Annotated in this window: 22 protein-coding genes; 3 read left to right on the top strand and 19 right to left on the bottom strand. The window is 32.2% G+C overall.

All coding sequences use genetic code 11. From position 1 onward, the window contains the following. Positions 1–23: 23 nt before the first annotated feature. The 19 genes from rseP to ylqF all read right to left on the bottom strand — a co-directional run bounded on the left by rseP (position 24) and on the right by ylqF (position 19,967). Positions 24–1,298: an RIP metalloprotease RseP gene (gene rseP, locus ER639_RS01380; protein ID WP_129063958.1), complete on the bottom strand. Its 1,275-nt coding sequence runs from the start codon at positions 1,296–1,298 to the stop codon at positions 24–26. A 1-nt stretch (position 1,299) separates the two neighbouring features. Next, entirely contained in the window at positions 1,300–2,439 is a 1,140-nt protein-coding gene (locus tag ER639_RS01375) for a 1-deoxy-D-xylulose-5-phosphate reductoisomerase (RefSeq protein WP_129063957.1), read from the bottom strand. A gap of 112 nt (positions 2,440–2,551) precedes the next feature. Next, positions 2,552–3,343 carry a phosphatidate cytidylyltransferase gene (locus tag ER639_RS01370; RefSeq protein WP_129063956.1) on the bottom strand — a complete coding sequence of 264 codons (792 nt, stop codon included), beginning with the start codon at positions 3,341–3,343 and terminating at the stop codon, positions 2,552–2,554. A gap of 9 nt (positions 3,344–3,352) precedes the next feature. Further along, positions 3,353–4,129 (bottom strand): undecaprenyl pyrophosphate synthase, encoded by a 777-nt coding sequence (locus ER639_RS01365; RefSeq protein ID WP_129063955.1) that lies wholly within the window; start codon positions 4,127–4,129, stop codon positions 3,353–3,355. Between the two features lie 136 nt (positions 4,130–4,265). Further along, positions 4,266–4,823 (bottom strand): ribosome recycling factor, encoded by a 558-nt coding sequence (frr, locus tag ER639_RS01360; protein WP_129063954.1) that lies wholly within the window; start codon positions 4,821–4,823, stop codon positions 4,266–4,268. 40 nt (positions 4,824–4,863) lie between these two features. Then, positions 4,864–5,586 (bottom strand): UMP kinase, encoded by a 723-nt coding sequence (gene pyrH, locus ER639_RS01355; protein WP_129063953.1) that lies wholly within the window; start codon positions 5,584–5,586, stop codon positions 4,864–4,866. A gap of 167 nt (positions 5,587–5,753) precedes the next feature. Further along, positions 5,754–6,638, bottom strand: coding sequence for a translation elongation factor Ts (gene tsf, locus ER639_RS01350; protein ID WP_129063952.1), 885 nt, complete (start codon positions 6,636–6,638; stop codon positions 5,754–5,756). Positions 6,639–6,773: 135 nt separating this feature from the next. Then, positions 6,774–7,538: a 30S ribosomal protein S2 gene (gene rpsB / locus ER639_RS01345; protein WP_129063951.1), complete on the bottom strand. Its 765-nt coding sequence runs from the start codon at positions 7,536–7,538 to the stop codon at positions 6,774–6,776. 236 nt (positions 7,539–7,774) lie between these two features. Continuing rightward, complete coding sequence (gene codY / locus ER639_RS01340) at positions 7,775–8,551, bottom strand: GTP-sensing pleiotropic transcriptional regulator CodY (RefSeq protein WP_129063950.1); 777 nt, start codon at positions 8,549–8,551, stop codon at positions 7,775–7,777. Positions 8,552–8,580: 29 nt separating this feature from the next. Continuing rightward, a complete protein-coding gene (gene hslU, locus ER639_RS01335) occupies positions 8,581–9,951 on the bottom strand; it encodes an ATP-dependent protease ATPase subunit HslU (protein ID WP_129063949.1) in 1,371 nt (456 codons plus the stop codon). A gap of 29 nt (positions 9,952–9,980) precedes the next feature. Next, complete coding sequence (hslV, locus tag ER639_RS01330; RefSeq protein ID WP_129063948.1) at positions 9,981–10,520, bottom strand: ATP-dependent protease subunit HslV; 540 nt, start codon at positions 10,518–10,520, stop codon at positions 9,981–9,983. A 10-nt stretch (positions 10,521–10,530) separates the two neighbouring features. Next, positions 10,531–11,409, bottom strand: a complete 879-nt coding sequence (gene xerA / locus ER639_RS01325; RefSeq protein ID WP_129063947.1) for a site-specific tyrosine recombinase/integron integrase — start codon at positions 11,407–11,409, stop codon at positions 10,531–10,533. A 58-nt stretch (positions 11,410–11,467) separates the two neighbouring features. After that, on the bottom strand, positions 11,468–12,766 hold the full coding sequence (gene trmFO, locus ER639_RS01320; protein WP_129063946.1) for an FADH(2)-oxidizing methylenetetrahydrofolate--tRNA-(uracil(54)-C(5))-methyltransferase TrmFO: 1,299 nt from the start codon (positions 12,764–12,766) through the stop codon (positions 11,468–11,470). 54 nt (positions 12,767–12,820) lie between these two features. Further along, the gene (gene topA / locus ER639_RS01315) at positions 12,821–14,893 is read right to left on the bottom strand and encodes a type I DNA topoisomerase (protein ID WP_205757682.1); all 2,073 of its coding nucleotides are present in this window, start codon (positions 14,891–14,893) and stop codon (positions 12,821–12,823) included. A 78-nt stretch (positions 14,894–14,971) separates the two neighbouring features. After that, positions 14,972–15,841, bottom strand: coding sequence for a DNA-processing protein DprA (gene dprA, locus ER639_RS01310; protein WP_129063944.1), 870 nt, complete (start codon positions 15,839–15,841; stop codon positions 14,972–14,974). A gap of 229 nt (positions 15,842–16,070) precedes the next feature. Then, complete coding sequence (gene sucD, locus ER639_RS01305) at positions 16,071–16,979, bottom strand: succinate--CoA ligase subunit alpha (protein WP_129063943.1); 909 nt, start codon at positions 16,977–16,979, stop codon at positions 16,071–16,073. Positions 16,980–16,991: 12 nt separating this feature from the next. After that, positions 16,992–18,158 (bottom strand): ADP-forming succinate--CoA ligase subunit beta, encoded by a 1,167-nt coding sequence (sucC, locus tag ER639_RS01300; protein ID WP_129063942.1) that lies wholly within the window; start codon positions 18,156–18,158, stop codon positions 16,992–16,994. Positions 18,159–18,337: 179 nt separating this feature from the next. After that, the gene (locus tag ER639_RS01295; protein ID WP_129063941.1) at positions 18,338–19,105 is read right to left on the bottom strand and encodes a ribonuclease HII; all 768 of its coding nucleotides are present in this window, start codon (positions 19,103–19,105) and stop codon (positions 18,338–18,340) included. Beyond that, positions 19,098–19,967 carry a ribosome biogenesis GTPase YlqF gene (gene ylqF / locus ER639_RS01290; RefSeq protein WP_129063940.1) on the bottom strand — a complete coding sequence of 290 codons (870 nt, stop codon included), beginning with the start codon at positions 19,965–19,967 and terminating at the stop codon, positions 19,098–19,100. Before ylqF ends, ER639_RS01295 begins: the two co-directional genes overlap by 8 nt. 123 nt (positions 19,968–20,090) lie before the next feature. Between ylqF and ER639_RS01285 the strand changes: the two genes are divergently transcribed. Genes ER639_RS01285 through ER639_RS01275 form a run of 3 tightly spaced genes read left to right on the top strand, consistent with a single transcriptional unit; the run spans position 20,091 to position 24,050 of the window. Continuing rightward, positions 20,091–21,044 (top strand): glycosyltransferase family 2 protein, encoded by a 954-nt coding sequence (locus ER639_RS01285; RefSeq protein WP_129063939.1) that lies wholly within the window; start codon positions 20,091–20,093, stop codon positions 21,042–21,044. Continuing rightward, entirely contained in the window at positions 21,031–21,411 is a 381-nt protein-coding gene (locus ER639_RS01280) for a GtrA family protein (RefSeq protein ID WP_129063938.1), read from the top strand. The genes ER639_RS01285 and ER639_RS01280 overlap by 14 nt, the downstream gene beginning before the upstream one ends. Beyond that, entirely contained in the window at positions 21,408–24,050 is a 2,643-nt protein-coding gene (locus ER639_RS01275; protein ID WP_129063937.1) for a YfhO family protein, read from the top strand. The genes ER639_RS01280 and ER639_RS01275 overlap by 4 nt, the downstream gene beginning before the upstream one ends. The last annotated feature ends 26 nt before the right edge of the window (positions 24,051–24,076 follow it).

The raw sequence follows: 24,076 nt of genomic DNA, 5'->3' as shown, positions 1-24,076 counted from the left end.
TGGCTCATGGCATTTTTAAAATTTTAAAAGAAATATCTCATAATATCGTTCCAAGTGACCATAATCATAATGAAAAATACGAAAATCGCACCTGCAGCAATAATCACAACTTCTGCTTTTTTATTCACCGGTCTTCTGAAAATTGCTTCATAAATGACGAATAAAATTCTACCACCATCCAGTGCAGGAATCGGTAATAAGTTCATAATCCCTAAATTGACAGATAACATCGCAGTGTAGCCTATCAAAGTTTCAAACCCCATCGCTGCAACTTTTTCAGTATTTTTATAAATACCAACCGGACCATTTAACATATCAAACGAGAAGCTTCCGTTAAAAATTGAAGCAAACATAATACCAAGTAATGAGAAAATGACTTTTGCACCATTAATTGTATAAAGTACACCATTTTCAAGTGCTGATATTACAGAAGATTCCTTCTTCGCTTGAAAACCAATAATATAAGTATCTACTTTTTGCTTGTTTACTACTTGCTGTTTATATTCTGGTTTAATATTAAACGTTTTTTCTTTACCATCACGTTCTACAGTGACATCGATTGCTTTATCTTTATTTTTAGTAATAATCGGTGAAATTTGTTTATATTCTGTAATCTTTGTATCACCAATTTTTACAATCTTATCCCCTGATTGAATTCCCGCTTTATATGCAGGTAATCCTTTTTGTACTTGATCAACAGTATTCGTTGGGACACCTGTCATAAATGCATAAATAATAAACAACACTAACGCCAATATAAAGTTAAATAATGGTCCTGCAAATAATGCTAAAAATTTCGGTAGAGGTTTTTTATTTTTGAATTGACGGTCATGGGGTGCGATTTGGATTAAATCGCCATCACGAACAAAATACGCTTCACGCGCAACAGGTAAACGTACCAATTCTTGTGTATACTGATTTACCCCTTCAATATACAATTCGTCTTCAAAGTCACTAGACTTCACTTCAATTTGTTCGATTTGTCTAAACTGATGTTGCTCATCTAAAATGACATGTGTCACTTCATTATTTTCATTCGTTTTAATTTGTACCGTCATACCTTCAGTTAGTGGATTTTGTTCCATACCACTACCGGCCATCATGACATAACCCCCTACAGGGAGTAAACGAATTGTATATACGGTTTCATTCTTTTTATATGAAAATATTTTTGGTCCCATACCAATCGCGAATTCTGGACACATGATACCCGCTCTTTTTGCAAATAACAAATGTCCAAATTCATGTACCGTTACGAGTAAACCAAAAACAAATATAAATGCGATAAATCCTAACATACTACACCTCGTATTTCATTTCTTTATATTGTTTATCTACTGCGAGTATTGTATCCAAATCTGGATTCATAATCACTTCATGTGCCTTCATTTCTCTTTCAATCAATGTCTCAATATCTAAAAATGAGATTTCACCGTTTAAGAACATGCTTACAGCAATTTCATTTACAGCATTCATCACAACAGGCATTGTACCACCAATTTTAATGGCGTCATATGCAAATTTTAAACATTTGAATCGTTCATAATCCATTGGTTTGAAATTCAACTGACCAATTTGACCTAAATTTAATCTTTCAGCTTGTCTTGGTAGTCGATCAGGATAAGTAAATGCATATTGAATTGGCATACGCATATCTGGTGTTCCAAGTTGTGCAATCACACTCGTATCATTAAATTCAACCATGGAATGAATGATACTTTCTTGATGTAAAACTGTTTCAATCTTTTCAATTGGTAAATCAAATAACCACTTTGCTTCAATCACTTCTAACCCTTTATTCATCATTGTCGCTGAATCTATTGTGATTTTTTTGCCCATCGACCAGTTTGGATGGTTTAATGCATCTTCTAAAGTCACATGTTCAAGCTCACTTCTTGTTTTATTTCTAAATGAACCGCCACTTGCAGTAATGATTAATTTTTCGATATTTTTATGGTTTTCTCCATTTAAACATTGGAAAATCGCTGAATGCTCAGAGTCCACTGGTAAAATATTGACACCATGTTCTTTTGCTTTTTTCATAACGATTTCACCCGCAACAACCAATGTTTCTTTATTTGCAAGTGCAATATCAATCCCTTGCTCAATTGCATGAATGGTTGGTTTCAAACCTATACTGCCTAAAATTGAATTAAGTAACATATCATTTTTATGGTATCCAGCTATTTTAATTAAACCTTCATCACCGTAAACAATTTCTATCGGTTCTGTTACAATTGCTGATAATTGGTCTTTTAAACTTTCTGACCCTACTGAAACGATTTCTGGTTGAAACTCTTCAATAATATCTTTAGCTACTTGAATATTATTGCCGACTGAAAAACTCACTAAACGATATTGATCCTTATGTTCACGAATCACATCTAAACCTTGCATTCCTACAGAGCCACTTGCTCCTAAAATTCCTATATTTTTCATAAGTCACCTACGCCCAAAAATTTCATATAAAAAAATCATTCAAATATATCATTTGAATGATTTGATGTTTAATTCTATTTTATAGTAATACGTAATTAGTGACAAATATAAGTTATTGGAAACTGATTAATAAAATGTTCATTAAAGGTAATACGAAGATAAATGAATCAAAACGATCTAATATTCCACCATGACCTGGTAAGAGATTTCCAGAATCCTTCACATCAAAATGACGTTTTAAAGCTGATTCTACTAAATCACCTAATTGACCGAACATACTAAATACCCATGTTACTAAAATTAAAGGTAACATACCAATTGGCATTGTATAATTGATTGAGAAAATGATGGCAATCACTGTACTTGATAATATACCACCTACAAATCCTTCAATTGTTTTGTTAGGTGAAATTTCAGGCCATAATTTATTTTTACCAAACATTCTACCAAAGATATATGCTCCAGTATCCGTTACCCAAACGACTAAAAGTGCGAATAAAATAAACACCAATCCATTTTCAGCACTTCTTGTTTCATAAAAATACATAAATCCAATACCTACATAAGCTACTGCTAACATACAAAATGCATTGTCGACAAAGTTAAATCGATTTTTAGTGACAACGGTGTGACTAAGCATAATCAAACTCATCATGATTAAGCATGGCACTTGAAATTCAATAGGTATCAATTGATTTTTTTCAGGTAACATTATTAAACATAATGCGATGGTACTAAATATACCTGGTAATGAATATAATTTTATATTTTTCATATTTAAAACTTCTTTTAACGCAACAATGGCCAACAAATAACTCATAATGAGTAATGGAATGCCACCAAATATGACAATCGGTAAAAATATTGCCATTGCTATAATTGCAGTGATTGTTCTTGTTTTCATACAAACTCCTTATAATCCACCAAATCGACGATGTCGCTCTTGGTATGTTTTTATCGCTTGTTCCAAATTATTTTCATTGAAATCTGGCCATAATGTGTCATCAAACACAAATTCACTATAAGATGATTGCCAAATTAAGAAATTACTTAAACGCTGCTCCCCAGATGTTCGAATCAACAATTCTGGATCTGGAATATTTTTTGTAAACAAATAATCATTAAATGTTGTTTCGTTAATATCATCTAATGTAACCTTGTTTTCTTTATATAAGTCAGCAATCATTTGTACAGCAGCAACAATTTCCTTTTTACCACCATAATTTAATGCAAATACTAACGTTAAGCCTGTATTATTTTTTGTTTTTTCAATTGCTTCAAGCACAGCTTTTCGTGTATGTTCTGGTAAAGCATCAATAAATCCGATTGTTTCAACACGCACATTCTTTTCCATCAATTCTGGTAAAAATGTTGATAAAAAGTCACCAGGTAATTTCATCAAATAATTGACTTCTTCAGTAGGACGTGTCCAATTTTCTGTTGAAAATGCATATAACGTTAAATACTTAACACCTAAATCACTAGCATGGCGCGTAATTTTCTTAACCGTTTGCATACCTTCATAATGACCTTTAATTCTTGGCATTTTTCTTTGCTTCGCCCATCTTCCATTGCCATCCATAATAATCGCGATATGTTCAGGTATATTTTGTTTATCTATATTCAAATCATTTGAAGTAATGTTTGAATGATTTCTAGTTTTATTTTTAAATCTAAATAAATGTCGCATAAATCCTCCAATGAGCACATTATTTAATTATTCTATCATAATTGTATATAAGACTCTAGACACATCTGTATAAAAGCGAAAAAAAGCAAAATAAAAAAGGCATGGAACACTAATGTTCCAGCCTCTAAACTTGATATTAAACTTCCATAATATCTTTTTCTTTTTCAGTCGTTAAATCATCAATTTTTTTGATGTATTTATTTGTTTCGTCTTGTACATCTTCTGTGAATGATTTTAAATCATCTTCAGTTAATTCGCCATTTTTCTCAGCTTTTTTCAATGCATCATTTGCATCACGACGGATGTTTCGAATAGCAACTTTTGAATTTTCAGCTTCTTTTTTCGCTTCTTTAACTAACTCTTTACGGCGTTCTTCTGTTAATGCTGGCACAGTTATACGGATTACTGTACCATCTGAAGTTGGGTTTACACCTAAGTTTGCCATGTTAATTGCTTTTAAAATATCATCGATTGATGATTTATCATAAGGTGTTACTACTAACATTCTTGGTTCTGGTACAGAAATACCTGCTAATTGTTGAACTGGTGTGTCTGCACCGTAGTAGTTTACAGAAACGCGATCTAATAATGAACTATTTGCATGACCTGCACGGATTGCTGCAAATTCACGTTGTAAGCTTTCAATTGATTTGTCCATTTTTGATTTTAATTCATTTAAAATTTCAGTTGTCATAATATACTCCTTAAATACTTATTATTATTTTGAAAATTAATTATTTAGTAATTGTAGTACCGATTTCTTCGCCCATAATTGCGCGTTTAATATTGCCGTCTTCCATAATTGAGAATACCACGAGTGGAATATCATTGTCCATACAGAATGAACTTGCTGTAGAATCCATTACTTGCAATCCTTCTTGTAACATTTGGATGTATGTTAAAGTTTCGTATTTTTTTGCTGTAGGATCTAATTTCGGATCCGCTGAATAAACACCATCTACATTATTTTTACCCATTAAAATAACATCTGCCTCAATTTCAGCTGCACGTAATGCTGCAGTAGTATCTGTAGAGAAGTATGGATTACCAATACCCGCTGCAAAGATAACAACACGACCTTTTTCTAAATGACGGATTGCACGACGACGAATGTATGGTTCTGCTACTTGCTTCATATCAATAGATGTTAATACACGTGTTTCTATTTCTAATTGTTCAAGTGAATCTTGTAGCGCTAATGAGTTCATTACTGTCGCTAACATACCCATGTAATCAGCAGTGCCTCGGTCCATACCTAAATCTGCACCTGTTTTTCCACGCCAAATGTTACCGCCACCAACGATTACTGCAACTTCACAATCCATTGTTGCAACTTCAGCTACTTGTTTCGCAATATTTTTAATGATACTTGGATTAATACCAAAGCCTGTTTCACCTGCTAAAGCTTCTCCACTTAATTTTAATACGACACGTTTGTATTTAGACATATCATTCATTTATATCGTCCTCTCAATCTGTTTTCAGTTCAAAACTACTAATATTATACCAATAATCATTATTGACTTAAAGATTTAAATGACTAAAATCTCTTTTTTTCATTTTTATGCTAAAGGATATAAAAAAAGAGGCAAGACATTCATTGATGTCTTGCCTCAAAAAATAATTAGTTACCTTTGATTTGACCCATTACTTCGTCAGCAAAGTTATCTTGACGTTTTTCGATACCTTCTCCAACTTCATAACGAACGAATGATACTAAAGTACCACCTTTTGATTTTAAGAATTCTGCGATTGTTTGATCAGGGTTTTTAACGAACGCTTGATCAACAGCACAAATTTCTTCTAAATATTTACGTAAACGACCTTCAACCATTTTTTCAACGATGTTTTCTGGTTTACCTTCATTTAATGCTTGTTGTTTTAAGATTTCTTTTTCGTGAGCTAATTCTTCAGCAGAAACTTGTTCACGAGAAACGAATTTAGGATTTAAAGCTGCGATGTGCATAGCAACGTCTTTAGCTGCTTCAGCATCAGTTGTACCTTCAACAACAGCTAATACACCGATACGTCCGCCCATGTGTAAGTACTCACCAAAAGCATCGTTATCAGTTTTAGTAATTACAACAAAACGACGTAAAGTTAATTTTTCACCAATTGTTGAGATTGCTTCGTTCATTTTATTTTCAACAGTTTTGCCGTCAGCCATTGTTGAAGCCATTAACGCATCAATGTCAGCTGGTTTCACTGATAAAATATGATCTGCCATTTCTTTAACTAAAGCTTGGAAGCCTTCATTACGTGCAACGAAGTCAGTTTCTGAGTTTAATTCTAATAATACTGCGTCATTACCGTTTGAAGCAACATAAGTTGTACCTTCTGCTGCGATACGGTCAGCTTTTTTAGCTGCTTTAGCAATACCTTTTTCACGTAAGTAATCTACTGCTGCATCGATGTCTCCGTTAGTTTCAGTTAATGCTTTTTTGCAGTCCATCATACCTGCGCCTGTTCTTTCACGTAATTGTTTAACTAATTGTGCTGTAATAGCCATTAAAATTACCTCCAAAGTTTTGTATTTACTTTTTTATTTTACTAAAAATTGCATTAAAACGCTAAAATTTTATTTTAAATTCAGTAAACTTTTTGTTTTAAAAAAGGTGATAAGTAGACTTATCACCTAAAATTATTAAGCTTCTGTGTTTTCAGTTGATTCAACTTTTTCTTCAGTTAAATCAATGTTTTGTTCAGCTGCAACTTCTTCGTTAGAAACACCTTGTTGTGCTTCTAAAATTGCGTCTGCCATTTTAGCTGTTAATAATTTAACGGCACGGATAGCATCGTCGTTCGCTGGGATTACGTAGTCGATTTCATCTGGATCACAGTTTGTATCAACGATACCAACGATTGGAATGTGTAATTTTTTCGCTTCAGCAATTGCGTTACGCTCTTTACGAGGGTCAACTACGAATAATGCTGATGGCATAGATTTCATTTCACGAATTCCGCCTAAGAATTTGATTAAACGATCATATTCTTTTTTGATTTCAACAACTTCTTTTTTAGGTAATACTGAGAATGTACCGTCTTCTTCCATTTTTTCAATTTCAGAAATACGTTTTACACGTTTGTTGATAGTTTTGTAGTTTGTTAAAGTACCACCTAACCAACGGTGATTGATGTAGAATTGACCAGCACGTTCTGCTTCGTCTTTAATAGCATCTTGTGCTTGTTTTTTAGTACCTACGAATAATACAGTACCGCCTTCTTCAGCGATTTGTTTCATGAAGTTATATGCTTCATCCACTTTTTTAACTGTTTTTTGTAAATCAATGATGTAGATACCATTTCTTTCTGTGAAGATGTACTTCTTCATTTTTGGGTTCCAACGACGTGTTTGATGACCGAAGTGAACACCAGCTTCTAATAATTGTTTCATAGAGATTACTGCCATTTTAATTTCCTCCTAATTGGTTATATTCCTCCATTACAGGCAATTTTGTAACAACAAATGTTGCACCCACAAAATCCATTTCTGTAATGTGTGAATTAGCTTTTAACAGCCGTTTTTAAATATATCACATATCAACATATTTGACAATATAAATTTTTATATTTATGTTTGCTTTAATACGAGAAATAAAATGCTTGAGACACAATGTCTCAAGCATTTAAACGTACATAAATAATTTATAAATGTGTATTTGCAAGTTCTTCTAAGAAATGTTCTTTTTTAATTTTGATGAATGTACCTTTCATACCTAATGAACGCGATTCAATTACACCTGCTGATTCTAATTTACGTAATGCATTAACAATAACACTACGTGTAATTCCAACACGATCCGCAACTTTTGATGCAACTAATAAACCTTCATTTGAACCTAATTCTTCAAAGATATGTTCGATTGCTTCTTTTTCTGAATACGATAATGAATTGATTGCCATTGCAATCGCAGCTTTATCACGCGCAGCTTTTTCAATTTCAGTATGTTTTTCACGAAGAATTTCCATACCTACTACAGTTGCTGCATATTCACCTAGTACTAAATCATTTTCATCAAATGATTTATCTGCACGACCAAGTACTAAAGTCCCTAAGCGACTACCGCCACCTTTAATCGGGATAATCACAGTTTGGCTGTTTTTAAATAAGTCTTCATTTTCTGCTGGAAAGACAGATAATTTATCAGATAATGGAATATCACTACGTGTTTGATCAACATCTAATAAATTTTGTGTATATTCTTCTGGTAATTGACGCTCTTCTAACATTTTAATGATGCGATTATTTTTTTGTAACTCATTCACACCAAAACCTAAAATTTTTCCACGGCGAGAAACAATAAATACATTTGCATAAGTTGTTTCACCTAAACGGTCTGCCATTTGTTTAAAATCTACTGCTAAGCCTTTATGTTCTTGTAACAATTGATTAATTTTACGCGTTCTAGATAATAAATTCATAATTATCTCCTTTTTCTTTGTTTTATTTTTTATAGAATAAATTCACTTAAATCTCTATTTTTTGCAATATCACTTAACTTAGATTGAACATATTGTGGTGTTATATCCACGTGCGCATTTGGCATGCTTGAAGCTTCAAATAATAAGTCTTCTAACATTTTTTCTAAGATGGTATGTAATCGTCTTGCACCAATGTTATCTGTTTCTTGATTGACTTCATAAGCAATCTTTGCAAGTTCTGTGATGGCCTCATCAGTAAATTTGATTGTCACATCTTCTGTTTGTAATAATGCTTCGTATTGTTTCAATAATGAAGATTTCGGTTCTTTCAAAATACGCTCAAAATCTTCAACCGAAAGCTTCTCTAATTCAACACGAATTGGAAATCTTCCTTGTAATTCTGGAATTAAATCACTTGGCTTTGAAATATGAAATGCTCCAGCACCAATAAATAAAATATGATCCGTATGTATCGTACCATACTTTGTTTGTACAACACTACCTTCAACGATTGGTAAAATGTCTCTTTGTACACCTTGTCTTGAAACATCTGCCCCTTGATTGCCACCAGCGATTTTGTCGATTTCATCAATAAAAATTATGCCTAACGATTCAGCTAAAGTAATGGCTTCATCATTCACATTTTCAGAATCAATCCATTCATTTGAGATTTCGTCAATCAATATTTCTCTCGCACGTTTAACCGGTAATTTTCTTTCGACTTTTTGCTTTGGCATCATTTGACTTAACATATCAGACATTTGATTTTGCATATCCATACCGAACATATTCATACCTTTGTGTTCTTGTGTCACTTTAACTGTTACAATTTCTTCTTCAAGTTGTCCGTTTAACAATTGTTTTTCAACGTCGCTTCGCTTCGTTTTTATTTCATCTGTCACTTCTTCAACTTCATTATCCATTTGATTTTGAAATAATGCTTCAAATGGATTATTTATTGTTTGTTTTTTCTTTTTTAAAGCGGGAACAAGCAATTTTACAAGTGCTTTATTGGCTTCATGTGTCGCTTTGTCTCGAATGGTCTTTTTCTTTTCATCTTTAATCATTCTAACTGCATTCTCAACCAAATCACGAATCATACTTTCAACATCTCGACCAACATAACCCACTTCAGTATATTTAGTCGCCTCTACTTTTACGAAAGGAGCACCAACAATTTTAGCCATACGTCTAGCGATCTCTGTTTTACCAACACCAGTTGGACCAATCATTAATATATTTTTAGGCATTACTTCTTGTTGTAATTGTTCATCTAGAAGTATTCTTCTATATCGGTTTCTTAAACTGATTGCAACTTTACGCTTTGCATCTGTCTGACCAACGATATGTTCATCTAATTTTTGAACAATTTCTTTCGGTGTCAATTTACTAGAATTCATCAATTCGATTCCTCCAAATCCATAAAACGTTAAATTTCTTCAATAATGATATTGTGATTTGTGAAAACACAAATGTCTGCAGCTGTTTCTAAACTTGCTTTTGCAATTTCTTTAGCTGTTAAATGTGGTGCGTGTTTTTTTAATGCTCGCCCAGCACTTAGTGCATAGTTACCACCTGAGCCGATAGCAATAATATCATCGTCAGGTTGGATCACTTCACCAGTACCACTGACTACTAATAAATCATCTTTGTTCATCACAATTAACATTGCCTCTAATTGACGTAACATTTTATCGCCACGCCATTCTTTAGCTAATTCTACTGCTGCGCGCTGTAAGTTGCCGTTATATTCGTGAAGTTTGGCTTCAAATTTCTCAAACAATGTAAAAGCATCGGCAACACTTCCTGCAAAACCTGCAACTACTTCATTATTAAATAATCGTCTTACTTTTTTAGCGGTATTTTTCATGATGACTTGTTGACCTAATGTTACTTGTCCATCACCACTCATCGCACATTGACCGTTATGACGGATCGCAAAAATTGTCGTTGCATGTATCTGACCCACAAAACCACTCCTAATCACTTCTTGGATGCGTATCTAAATAAGTTTTCCTTAAATGTTCTTTCGTTACATGTGTGTAATGACTTGTTGTAGATAAATTAACATGTCCAAGTAAATCTTGAACTGTCCTTAAATCAGCACCTTGATTTAATAAATGTGTTGCAAAAGTATGTCTTAATTTATGTGGATGAATCTTTTGATTGATTGCACTTTTATCAATCAATTGTTTTAAAATATACCTTACGCCTCGTTCAGTCAGATGTCCTTTTTGTTGGTTAACAAAAAAATAATCATGATTGGTTAAAATACCCTCACGAACATCAATATAATTCATGATTGCATCGTAAGCATATTCCCCAAAAGGAATGAGCCGTATTTTATTACCTTTTCCCACAACTTTAACAAATCGATTTTGTAAATCAAAATCAGAAAGTTTCAGTGCTGTTAATTCACTTACACGCATACCTGTTGCATACAATAATTCAACTATGGCACGATTTCTTATCCCCATTGGTTTTGTTGTATCGATTGAATCAATCAAAACTTGCATTTCTTTTTCATAAAAGAATTCAGGTAAATGCTTTTTTTGTTTTGGTTGTACAAGTTGTTTAAAAGGATTTTGTAAATCGTTATCCATATTGAAAAAGTCATAAAAAGAACGAATTGCTGAAATATGTCTCGATACAGATGTTTTGGATAAACCTAAATCATATAAATAAACCAAATAACCTCTTGCATCTTGATATTGGAAATCAGTAATTCGTAAACCCATTTGATTTAAGTACTTTTGAAAAAGTAATAAATCTTTTTGATAGGCTGTAATGGTATGTTTAGAATAATTTTTTTCATTTTTTAAATAGTAAAAATATGAATCAAAATTCGTTGTTGACATACCATCACTCCTATTTATCTGAATTGTATCACAATTTAAAATTAAATATCAATCAATATTAAATTGTTACCTTAAAATGTTCTAAACTTTGTAATGCTCTATGTGCTAAAGCTTCATAACGCTCTTTTTTATCTTTAATACGAACATCTAATGATGGTAATAAACCGAAGTTCGCATTCATAGGTTGGAAGTTTTTACTATTCGTATGTGTAATGTAATATGCCATAGCACCAATCATCGTGTTTTCTGGGAAAAGAATTGGTGTTTGACCATTGACTACTTTACTCATATTAATGCCGGCTATCAATCCACTCGCTGCAGATTCAACATATCCTTCAACACCAGTCATTTGACCTGCAAGCATTAAATCATCTTTACCTTTAAATTGGTAAGTTTGACGTAAATTTGTAGGTGAATTGATAAATGTATTTCTGTGCATTACACCGTAACGTACCACTTCCACATTTTCTAAACCTGGAATTAATTTTAATATCTCTTTTTGCGCACCCCATTTTAAATGCGTTTGGAATCCAACGATATTATAAAGAGTACCTGCTGCATCATCTTGTCGTAATTGTACAACTGCATAAGGGCGTTTTCCTGTTTTAGGATCCTCTAAACCTACGGGTTTCATAGGTCCAAATAAAAGCGTTTTACGACCACGACGTGCCATTTCTTCAAATGGCATACAGCCTTCAAAGTAAATTTCTTTTTCAAATTCTTTTAATGGAACGACTTCTGCTTCTAATAAAGCATCATAAAAACGGTTAAATTCTTCTTCAGTCATTGGACAGTTTAAATACGCCGCTTCACCTTTATCATATCTTGATTTTAGATAAACTTTATCCATATCGATTGAATCTTTTTCGATAATCGGTGCTGCTGCATCATAAAAATACAAATGATCTTGGCCAGTTAATTTTTGAATATCTTTACTTAAGTTTTCTGTGGTTAAAGGCCCTGTCGCAATAATTGTCGGTCCTTCAGGAACAGAAGTAATTTCTTCATTAATAACTGTAATATTTTCATGATTTTTTAATGTATCAGTAATGTAACCACTAAATTCATGGCGATCGACTGCTAATGCACCACCAGCTGGAACACTTGCATTATCTGCTGCTTTCATAACTAATGAATCTAAGCGTCTCATTTCTTCCTTTAAAACACCAACACCATTTGTTAAAGCATTACCTCGTAATGAATTCGAACAAACCAACTCAGCAAATTTATCTGTATGATGTGCGGGTGTTTGTTTTACAGGTCTCATTTCATATAATTTTACTTTAATGCCGCGTTTAGCCAGTTGATAAGCTGCTTCTGAACCAGCCAAACCTGCCCCAATAACGTTTACTTGCATCTTTTTTCCTCCTCGTATGACGCAAAAAAAGAATGGGCCATTCCCCATTCTATTTTATTGCGCTTTTTCAGTATAATCACAATTTGGACAAACAACTTGTATTTGTTTACCCTTTTTACGTTCAACAAGTTTTGTATCACATTTTGGACATGGTCTGTTTAATGGTTTATCCCATGAAGTATAGTCACACTCAGGGAAGTTTGAACATCCATAGAAAATTCTATTTTTCTTAGATTTTCTTTCAACCACTTCACCATTATCACATTTTGGACATGGAACACCTATTGTTTTAACGATTGCTTTTGTGTTCCTACAATCAGGGAAATTAGAACATGCCATGAATTTACCGAACTTACCCATTTTAAATACCATAGGTGAACCACATTTTTCACAATCTTCACCAGCTGGTTCATCTTTGATTTCGATTTTATCCATTTCTTTTTCAGCACGTTCAACATGTGTTTTGAAGTCATTATAAAACGTTTCAATGACTTTCTTCCAACCAATTTCACCATTTGCGATTCTATCTAATAATGTTTCCATATTTACAGTGAAATCAACATCGATAATTTCTGGAAAATATTCTTTTACGGATTCATTAACAATTATCCCTAATTCCGTTGGATAGAATTTTTTCGCATCGACTTTTACATAATTTCGTTTTTGGATGGTATCAATAGTAGGTGCGTATGTTGACGGTCTACCAATACCTTTTTCTTCCATCGTTTTTACAAGTCTTGCTTCTGTATAACGTGGTGGTGGTTGTGTAAAGTGCTGATTTTCATCAATATTGACAGCTTTGACTTGATCTCCGACTTCTAAAGGTGGTAATTTATTTTCTCCATCCTCTGTCTCTTCATCTGTCCCTTCAATGTATACACTCATAAATCCTTTAAATTTAATTGTTTGACCATTTGCACGAAACTTAATTTGATCTTGCGTTAAATCAACACTTACTGTATCAATCACAGCTGGTGCCATTTGACTTGCCATAAAGCGTTCCCAAATCAATTTATAAAGACGTAATTGGTCTCTTGAAAGAAATGCTTTCATTTCATTAGGTGTACGCATTGCACTTGTCGGTCGAATCGCTTCGTGAGCATCTTGTGCGTTACCTTTATTTTTGCCCTTTTGTACCCCAATATATTCTTTTCCAAAATGCGTCGTAATATATTCTGTAGCTTCACTTTTAGCGACATCAGAGATACGTGTTGAATCCGTACGCATATAAGTAATCAAACCTACAGTCCCTTGACGTTTTAAATCAATACCTTCATATAATTGTTGTGCAAGCATCATTGTTTTACGTGCTTTAAAATTTAATTTGCGCGCTGCTTCTTGTTGCAATGAGCTTGTAGTAAATGGTTGTGCTGGATAACGTAGTTTTTCTTTTTTTACTACGTCAGTAACATCAAATAAATCTGATTTTAGTTGTTTAACGACTGCTTTAACATCTTGATCAGAACTTAATTTTTTCGATTTATTGTTTTCATGTAAAAACTTTGCTTTAAATTTTGATTTTTTATATTCAAATAATCCATCAATTGTCCAATATTCTTCTGGTTTAAACGAATTAATCTCTTCTTCTCGATCGATAATCATTTTTAAAGCTACGGATTGAACACGACCCGCAGAAAGGCCTTTTTTAACTTTTTTCCATAGTACCGGAGAAATGTTATACCCTACCAAACGATCTAGAACACGTCTTGCTTGTTGTGCATCAACCAATTCTGATTGAATTGTTCTTGGATTTTTAAAACTTTCTTTTACAGCATCTTTTGTTATTTCGTTAAAAACAACACGAGATTTTTCATTTTCATCTATATCTAATATATGAGCTAAATGCCAAGCAATTGCTTCACCTTCGCGGTCCGGGTCACTTGCAAGATAAACATGCTTTGCTTTTTTTGCATGTTTTTTCAATTCAGATACTACTGGTCCTTTTCCTCGAATTGTAATATATTTTGGTTCAAAATTATTCTCTGCATCGACACCCATCGTACTTCTAGGTAAATCACGAACATGGCCCATAGATGCAATGACTTTGAATTTTTTGCCTAAATACTTTTCAATGGTTTTTGCTTTTGCAGGCGATTCAACGATGACAAGATTTTCTGCCATTTGCATATCCCCCTTTTGAATACTCCATTCAAATGTAAATAATATAGGTATTAATTTAGGTTTGTCAATGAATTTATAATGTTTTTAAATTAAATTATTAAAATCTTCTAAAATATCTTGAACCTCTAATACCATTTTTGCACCTTCATTAATGCGTAAATTACACCCCATTGAATGCGGGTTAAGGATATCACCTGGTAAACAATAAACGTTTTTATTTTGGTCTATGGCTTGATCAACTGTTATTAAACTACCTGACCTCGCTTTTGCTTCGGTCACAAATACTCCATAAGACAAACCACTGATAATACGATTTCTTTCTGGAAAACGAAACTTTTGTACACCGGCATTTGGGGGATATTCACTGATTACGAGTTGCGTTTGTTCCATTAATTGACGTAACATATGTGTTTCTTTTGGATAATGCGTACCATGACCAAACCCTAGTACGCCAATCGTTTTACCATGATGATGAATTGCACATAAATGCGCATCACTATCAGTTCCCTTTGCAAGGCCAGATACAATCACGATATCGTTCTTTATGAATTTAGGCATAAATGATTCTAAAACATTAACCGTATAACTTGTTCTTTCCCGACTGCCTACGATTGCAAGCGTCTTTTTATGCACATAACTGATATCACCTTTATAAAATAACACAAATGGATAATCATAAATCTCCAGTAATTGTTGGGGATATTCAGGCATATCAAAAAAGCATATTTTCACATGGTAATTGATTAAATTATCATGTATTTCTTCTATTGTAATACGATTAAATCTCTCCAACTTTTCCTTCGTATTTACACTTGGAAAGAGGTTATTTAATACAAATTGAAATTGATTTGTATTAAAATGATATGTTCGATATTGTCTAAAAAATCGATGTAATTGTTGTGAAGAAAAACCCGAATAAATTAATTTCAATATGATTTCATGATGCTTTTCCATATAATCACCTCAAGAGAAGCATACAAATGAATTATTAATTGTGTATCAAAATCAATTTAATCATTGTAAATTTTTGTTCTAAAAATACTCAAAGTTTTAAAATATGTAGGTATTTATTTAAACTTTGATCTTTTTTAAACATTTAATTTATCTCTAAAAAAAGAGATTGAGACAAATTGCCTCAATCTCTATTAATACATATTAATATGTAGGTTTTAAATAATGACGATTATTTAACCGTTAAACATTTTTCGTATAAGCCATCTTCTTCTTTAATACGGTCGATTAATGTTTGACCGATTTCAGAAGGTGTCGCTGCTGTTTTAATACCAGCTGCATTTAATGCTTTAATCTTTTCTGCTGCTGTACCTTTACCACCAGAAATAATCGCACCAGCATGTCCCATACGTTTACCTGGAGGTGCTGTTTGACCACCAATGAATCCTACTACAGGTTTTGTCATATTTGCTTTAACCCATTCAGCAGCTTCTTCTTCTGCAGTTCCACCAATTTCACCAATCATTACAACTGCATAAGTTTCAGGGTCGTTATTGAATGCTTCTAAAGCATCGATGAAGTTTGTTCCATTTACTGGGTCTCCACCAATACCTACTGCTGTCGTTTGACCTATTCCAGCTTGTGTTAATTGATGTACTGCTTCATAAGTTAATGTTCCAGAACGGCTTACCACACCAACGTGGCCTTTTTTGTGGATATATCCTGGCATAATACCAATTTTACATTCATCAGCAGTAATTACACCTGGACAGTTAGGTCCAACTAAACGTGTTTTCTTACCTTCCATGTATCGCTTAACTTTAACCATATCTAAAACTGGAATATGTTCAGTAATACAAATCGCCATATCTAATTCAGCATCTACACATTCAACAATGGCATCAGCAGCAAATGGAGCAGGTACATATATTACAGAAACTGTAGCGCCTGTTGCTTTAACTGCTTCTTCAACAGTATTGAATACAGGAACACCTTCAACTTCTAATCCACCTTTACCAGGTGTAACCCCAGCAACGATTTTTGTACCGTAATCTAACATTTGTTTAGTGTGGAATAATGCTGTAGATCCAGTAATTCCTTGAACTAAAACTTTAGTATCTTTATTAATAAATACACTCACAGAAAATCCCCCTTATTCTTTCCCTACTAATGCTACGATTTTTTGTGCACCGTCAGCCATAGTATCAGCTGGCGTAATTGCAAGGCCACTTGACGCAAGAATCGCTTTACCTTGCTCAACGTTTGTACCTTCTAAGCGTACTACAAGAGGAATTGTTAATTCTAATTGTTTAGCAGCTTCTACGACACCTTCAGCAATAACATCACACTTCATGATACCGCCGAAAATATTAACGAAGATACCTTTAACTTTTTCATCACCTAAAATGATTTTAAATGCTTCAGTTACTTTTTCAGTTGTAGCGCCGCCCCCTACATCTAAGAAGTTCGCAGGATTTCCGCCGAAATGGTTGATTGTATCCATTGTTGCCATCGCAAGACCAGCACCATTAACCATACAACCGATGTTTCCATCTAAAGCAATATATGATAAATCATATTTTGAAGCTTCGATTTCTTTTGGATCTTCTTCTTCTAAATCACGTAATGCTACAACATCTTTTTGACGGTATAAAGCATTTGAATCAAAGTTGATTTTCGCATCTAACGCCAATACATCACCGCTACCTGTAGTTACAAGTGGATTGATTTCAACGATAGAACAATCTTTTTGTACGAATACTTCATATAAGCTTAACATTAATTTAACAGCTTTATTTACTGATTCTTTTGGAATATTAATATTGAACGCTAAACGACGCGCTTGATATGGCATTAAACCTGTAACTGGGTCGATAACTTCTTTGAAGATTTTTTCTGGTGTTCTTTCAGCAACTTCTTCAATTTCAGTACCACCTTCTTCAGAACCCATTAAAACAACGCGATCTGTTGCACGGTCTAATACAAATCCTAAGTAGTATTCTTTTTGAATGTCACAACCTTCTTCAATAAGAAGACGTTTTACTTCTTTACCTTCAGGACCAGTTTGATGTGTTACTAAAATTTTACCAAGTAGTTCTTCAGCGTATGCTTTTACTTCATCTAAAGATTTTGCAATCTTAACGCCACCCGCTTTACCGCGGCCCCCTGCGTGAATTTGAGCTTTAACAACATACACACTACTATTTAAAGTTTTTGCAACTTCCACTGCTTCTTCAGGTGTAAATGCAACTGATCCATTAGGAACTGCTACACCCATCGAGCGAAAAATTTCTTTTCCTTGATACTCATGGATATTCATTTTCCATCCTCCTATAATGCACAAAATTCTCTTACGTAACAATTATAGAAAATGTAAGCGCTATTGTAAACCGTAATTGCTTAAATATTCAAACTCATGTAACGATTTAAAGGATTAATAGATTAATAATTAAAAAAATAAGCACTTATCAAAAGATAAGCACTTATAAACGAGTTTTTTTAATTATTTTGATTGTTTAACATAGATTTGATAGGTTCAAAAGACTTTCGATGAATAGGCGTGATTCCCAAACGAGTGATACCTTCTAAATGATGTTTTGTTCCGTATCCTGCATTATGTTCAAAGTCATAACCAGGATAAAGTTCACTATATTCCTTCATCATTTGATCACGGTATTCCTTCGCAATCACACTCGCCGCTGCTATTGAAATGCTATTCTGATCACCTTTAATAATTGAAACTTCTTCTAAATCTGTGTCTAATTTCATCGCATCAATGAGTAATACTTCAGGGGTTTGTTTTAAATTACTGATTGCTCTTTTCATTGCCATTTTAGTCGCTTCATAAATATTATATTTATCGATTTCTTCAACAGTAGCAATACCGATACCAAAATCAACTTGTTGAAGTAATGCTTCATTTAAAGCTGCTCGTTTTTGTTTGGATAACTTTTTAGAATCGTTGAGCCCTAAAAAATAATGGCCATCATTTAAAATCACTGCACAAGCAACGACTTCCCCTGCTAAAGGACCGCGTCCTACTTCATCGACACCACAAATGATTTTATTAGGATATTTCGATTCATGAGTCAATTTTTCATGATATTCTATTTTTAATTGTTCAATTTTCATTAATGCATTTATTCTTGATTGTATGGCTTTTTTAGCACCAATACGTGATTCATGTTGAAAGTATTGTTCAATAGTTGGTATATCATCCATTTCATTTAATAATGCTTTTATTTCATTAATTTTCATCTTATTCATTGTCTTCATTCATTTCGCTTTTAATATCAAATGTGTATCTATTGATTTTATTATTTCTTATTTCTCTAATTATAACCTCTACTACCGCTTCATAATCAATTTCATTACCACGGGCTTTTAATCCTCTACTTCTGCCTATCGCGTCAAAAACCTCAATATAAGGCGTATCACTTTCCACTTGAATGTTATAATGTTGATTCAATTTTTGTAAATCATGTTGTTGCATAAATTGAACGCCATAAATAGCCACTTCATCTAAATGAACAATACTATCTTTTATTGCACCCGTTAAGCTCAACTTTTTACCTACCAATTGATCTTCAAATTTCGGCCATAAAATCCCCGGCGTATCTAATAATTCTAAAGATTTACCAACTTTAATCCATTGTTGTTTTTTTGTTACACCAGGCATATTACCTGTTTTAGCAATTGTTTTTTTCGCTAATCGATTAATTAATGTAGATTTACCAACGTTTGGAATCCCAACTATCATTGCTCTTATCGCTCTTGGTCGTAATCCTTTTTGCTTCATTCGCTCGAATTTTTCTTTTGTTACTTCTTCAGCTGCACGAATGACTTTATCTAAATTTTTACCTTGTTTACTGTCAATCAATACTGGAACATAACCTTTTTCTCTAAAAAAGTTTTCCCATTTTGCTGTCTCTTGTAAATTTGCCATATCCATTTTATTTAATAAAACGACACGTGGTTTATCTTTAATCACTTCATCAATCATCGGATTTCTTGAAGAATAAGGAATTCTTGCATCTACGAGTTCAAATACACAATCCACAAGTTTTAATTGTTCTGTTACTTCTCTTCTTGCTTTGGCCATATGCCCAGGAAACCATTGTATTGCCATTTTATTCACCTCTACGTTATCTTTTGTATATTCTTATGGAATTCACTAAAATAGTTATAGTTGTTAATATATCTTCTATGATATATCACTAATTAATATTAATCATGAATTAAAGGAGTGCTTATGTTTTTATCTATCATCGTTCCTTGTTATAAAGAAGCCGACAATATAGAATTACTTTACAATACTATCACAAATACGCTGAAAAATGAGCCATTTACATATGAAATTATTTTTATTAATGACGGTTCACCAGATAATACTTTAGAAAAAATTAAAACTTTATCACATCAAAACGATGTAAAATTCATATCTTTTTCAAGAAACTTTGGAAAAGAAGCCGCGATGTTAGCAGGATTAAAATCAGCGCATGGTGAAGTAGCTGTAATAATGGACGCTGACTTACAACACCCGCCACATTACATCCCAACTTTAATCAAATACTATCATCAAGGATATGATCAAGTTGTTCTTAAAAGAAATAGAAATGGTGAGCACTTGTTTAGAAAACTTCCCACACAACTTTATTATAAATTAATTAACAATTCCGTTGATATTAATTTAACTGATGGTGAAGGTGACTTTAGATTAATATCAAGAAAAGTAATCAATGCAATTCTATCACTTAATGAATATAATCGTTTTTCAAAAGGCATTTTTGAATGGGTAGGTTTTAATAAAATCACCATACCCTTCGAAAATGTGGAGCGTGCTCATGGTAAATCTTCATTTAATCTATTCAAATTAATAGATTACGCTGTTGACGGTATTTTAAGTTTCAATGATAAACCACTTCGCTTATGTTTTTATTTTGGTGGTGTGACTTTATTCATTAGTTTGTTGTATATCATGATTACATTTATACAAATATTACGTCACGGTATAGATACGCCTGGTTACTTCACATTGATTTCCAGTATTTTATTTTTAGGTGGTGTCCAGCTATTCTCTCTAGGGATTATTGGAGAATATATTGGTAAGATTTATTATGAGACCAAACAAAGACCTCATTTTATTATAGAAGAAACTAATATCGTTAAAAATAATCAGCAAAGTGGTAATGATGATGAACATTAAACGCATTTCCAAATTTATCATTGTTGGACTTATCAATACACTTAATTACTATATCTGCTATTTAATGCTATTGCATCTGTTTCATATACCATATATTTATAGTCATTTAATTGCTTTTTTATTAAGTTTTTTAGGTTCTTATTTTTTAAATTGCTATTTTGTTTTTCATGTCCAACCATCGTTTAAAAGTTTTATACAATTTCCATTGACACAAATCGTGAATATGGGAACACAAACTTTACTTTTATATTTCACCGTTGATTTATTGCATTTTAATCAATCATTTGCACCACTTATTGCATTAATATTTACCATTCCGATCACTTATCTGATATCTACATATATTTTTACAAAGGAGTCAAAATGAAATCAAAAAAAATAAACTTTAAAAATTATAAAAATGGTTTACTTATCTTTATTATTTCTATTTTACTCGCCATTTTAGGGCATAGCTTTTATCTATATCGCTTTTTTAAAGAAGGCACTATTTTTACAGGACCTAATGATGGTTTAGAGCAAATGTTGCCAATGCAACTTTATTTGTACCAAAAAATTTGGAGTGGTGAATGGTTCTATAGTCTTGATTTCGGACTTGGTGGAGATCATTACACAGACTTAGCATATTATTATTCAACCAGTATTGTTTTCTTTATCGATGCTTTACTCATCAAATTTGTATCGTTCTTTATCGATTTAAAAACGGATACAATTACATTTTGGGCAAAAAATGCATTTTTTATTTCTATTCTTAAATCGAGTATTGCAATGACTATTACATATTATTACTTTAAAGTCATTCATAAAAAAAATTATTTAGGCTTTTTATTTGGTTTTCTGTTTTTAACCTCAGCGATTTATTTTAGATTTACATTGTACTGGTCATTTTTTAGTGATGTATTTATTTTCTTACCATTATTGTTACTCGCTATTGAATTGTACATCAGAAAAAATCATAAAGCTTTATTTATAGCGACAGTAGCTATGATATTTATCAACAATTTCTATTTTGCTTATCATCTTGTAATTATTGGTTTCGTTTATTTCTTATATCGAAATCTACTGCCAACAACATTTGATACTGTACCTAAACTTAAACAATGGATCCACTTTATTACGATGGCAGTACTTGGTTTAATGATTAGTAGCTTTGCATTTTTCTATGCTGCTTATGGCTTTTTAGGCAATGATAGAAGTCCATATAAAGAACCGTTAAAATTGTTTAGTCCATTTGATCAATATGCCAATATTTTTTATGATAATTATTTAGTCATTGTATTAATTATTACCGTACAAGCTTTATTAACTTTCACACTTTATAAACATTACTATTACCGCATGTTTGCAATTTTTACATTCGTACTATTAATACTGAGTTGTATGCCATTTATGGATTCATTATTTAATGGTTTTTCAGCACCACAAAAAAGATGGCACTATCTAATCACATTTGCATCAAGTGGTTTAATAAGTTTTTATATTTATTACTTTAAGTCAATTCCATTAAAGCACTATTTAGTAACTATTATTCCTGGTATTTTTATATTATTCTTAAGTGCTACACAAATTCAAAAACCTGAAACTATTACTTGGATTTATATCGCAATGGTAATTCATATTATTGGTGCTTTAGTACTTTATATTGAAGATAAGAAATATCAACGTTATTTATATTTATTAATGATTGCTTTACTAATGATTATGAATTTAGACGTCGTCCGTTTACATAATAAAATTGATAACTACAATGCTGGAATTAATCCTAGAGCCAACTTAAAATACATCGAATCTAGTGTTTATGACTCACAATTACAAAGACAAATTGTAAATACATATAAACAAAAACTCAAACCTGGTGAACGTATTGATTTTAGAGTTTTAGAACAAGATAATACACCGATGTATCAAGGATTCAAAGGTGTGAGTTTGTATTCGAGTATTTTTGATGGTAGATTAATTGATTTTTATTACAGAGATTTAATGATTAATTTGAAGGAAGAGTCGATCTCAAGGTACTCTACTTTTAATTCACGAAGTAATCTGGAGTCATTATTTAATGTTAAATATTTAATTAGAAAACAATACCAAACAGATATCCCTGAAAACTTTAAATTAATTAAAGACTATGGGAAGTATAAAGTATACGAAAATCAATATATGCTGCCTTTTGGGAAAATAACGAATAATATATATAGAGAAAAAGATTTAAAAACGCCAATTGATCGTGAACATGCAATGATAACTGGTGTCATTACGAAACAAAAAAATGCGAGTCAAAATCCAGTCATTCAAAATAAAAATTTAATTGATGTAGCCAAAGTTAAAACAAGTAATGCGCATTGGTCATATAATAAAAAACAACTCATTGTAAACCCAGGAAGTGGCGGTCTTGTCGTCACTGTTCCTGACAAATATTTAAAAGATCAAAAAGATTTCTACATTGAAATGCATGTATCATTAATTTCACCTGTAAAGAACTTTCAAATTAATGTGAATGGCTATGCTAATAATCGCTTATTCCAATCAAGTAAATACCGAACACATCAAGATGATTTAACATATCGTATTAAAATTCCTAAACATAAAAAAATATTGATTGGTTTATCAGAAGGGACTTACAACTTTAAATTAAAAGGTATTTATACAGAAGATTATCAAACACTCAAACAAGAAAGTAAAAATGAGCCGATTGACCTCACTTTCAATGAAAAAGATATGAAGTTTAATATTAAAAATAGTTCAAAAGGTTATTTCGTTACTCCAATCGTTTATCGTGATGGATTAACAGCTTATGTTAATGGTAAAAAAACAAATATTGAAAATGTGAATTATTTAATGAGTGCAGTAAAAGTAGATGAAAATACAAAATCAATTCAATTTAAATATTTACCACCCTACTTTAAATTAGTTTGCTTTATCTCAATCCTTGGCTTGTTATTAAGTTTCATCTATTTGTATATACCAAAATTTTCAAAAAGAAAAGAAGTATTAAGTAAAGACATTAAATGAAACTAAAAAAACCGAAGCGCAATTAT

Source organism: Macrococcus sp. DPC7161, from assembly GCF_004117835.1.
Lineage (GTDB): Bacteria > Bacillota > Bacilli > Staphylococcales > Staphylococcaceae > SDSC01.
Note: the sequence above shows the minus strand (reverse complement) of the source record. Positions and strands in the feature narration are given on the sequence as shown.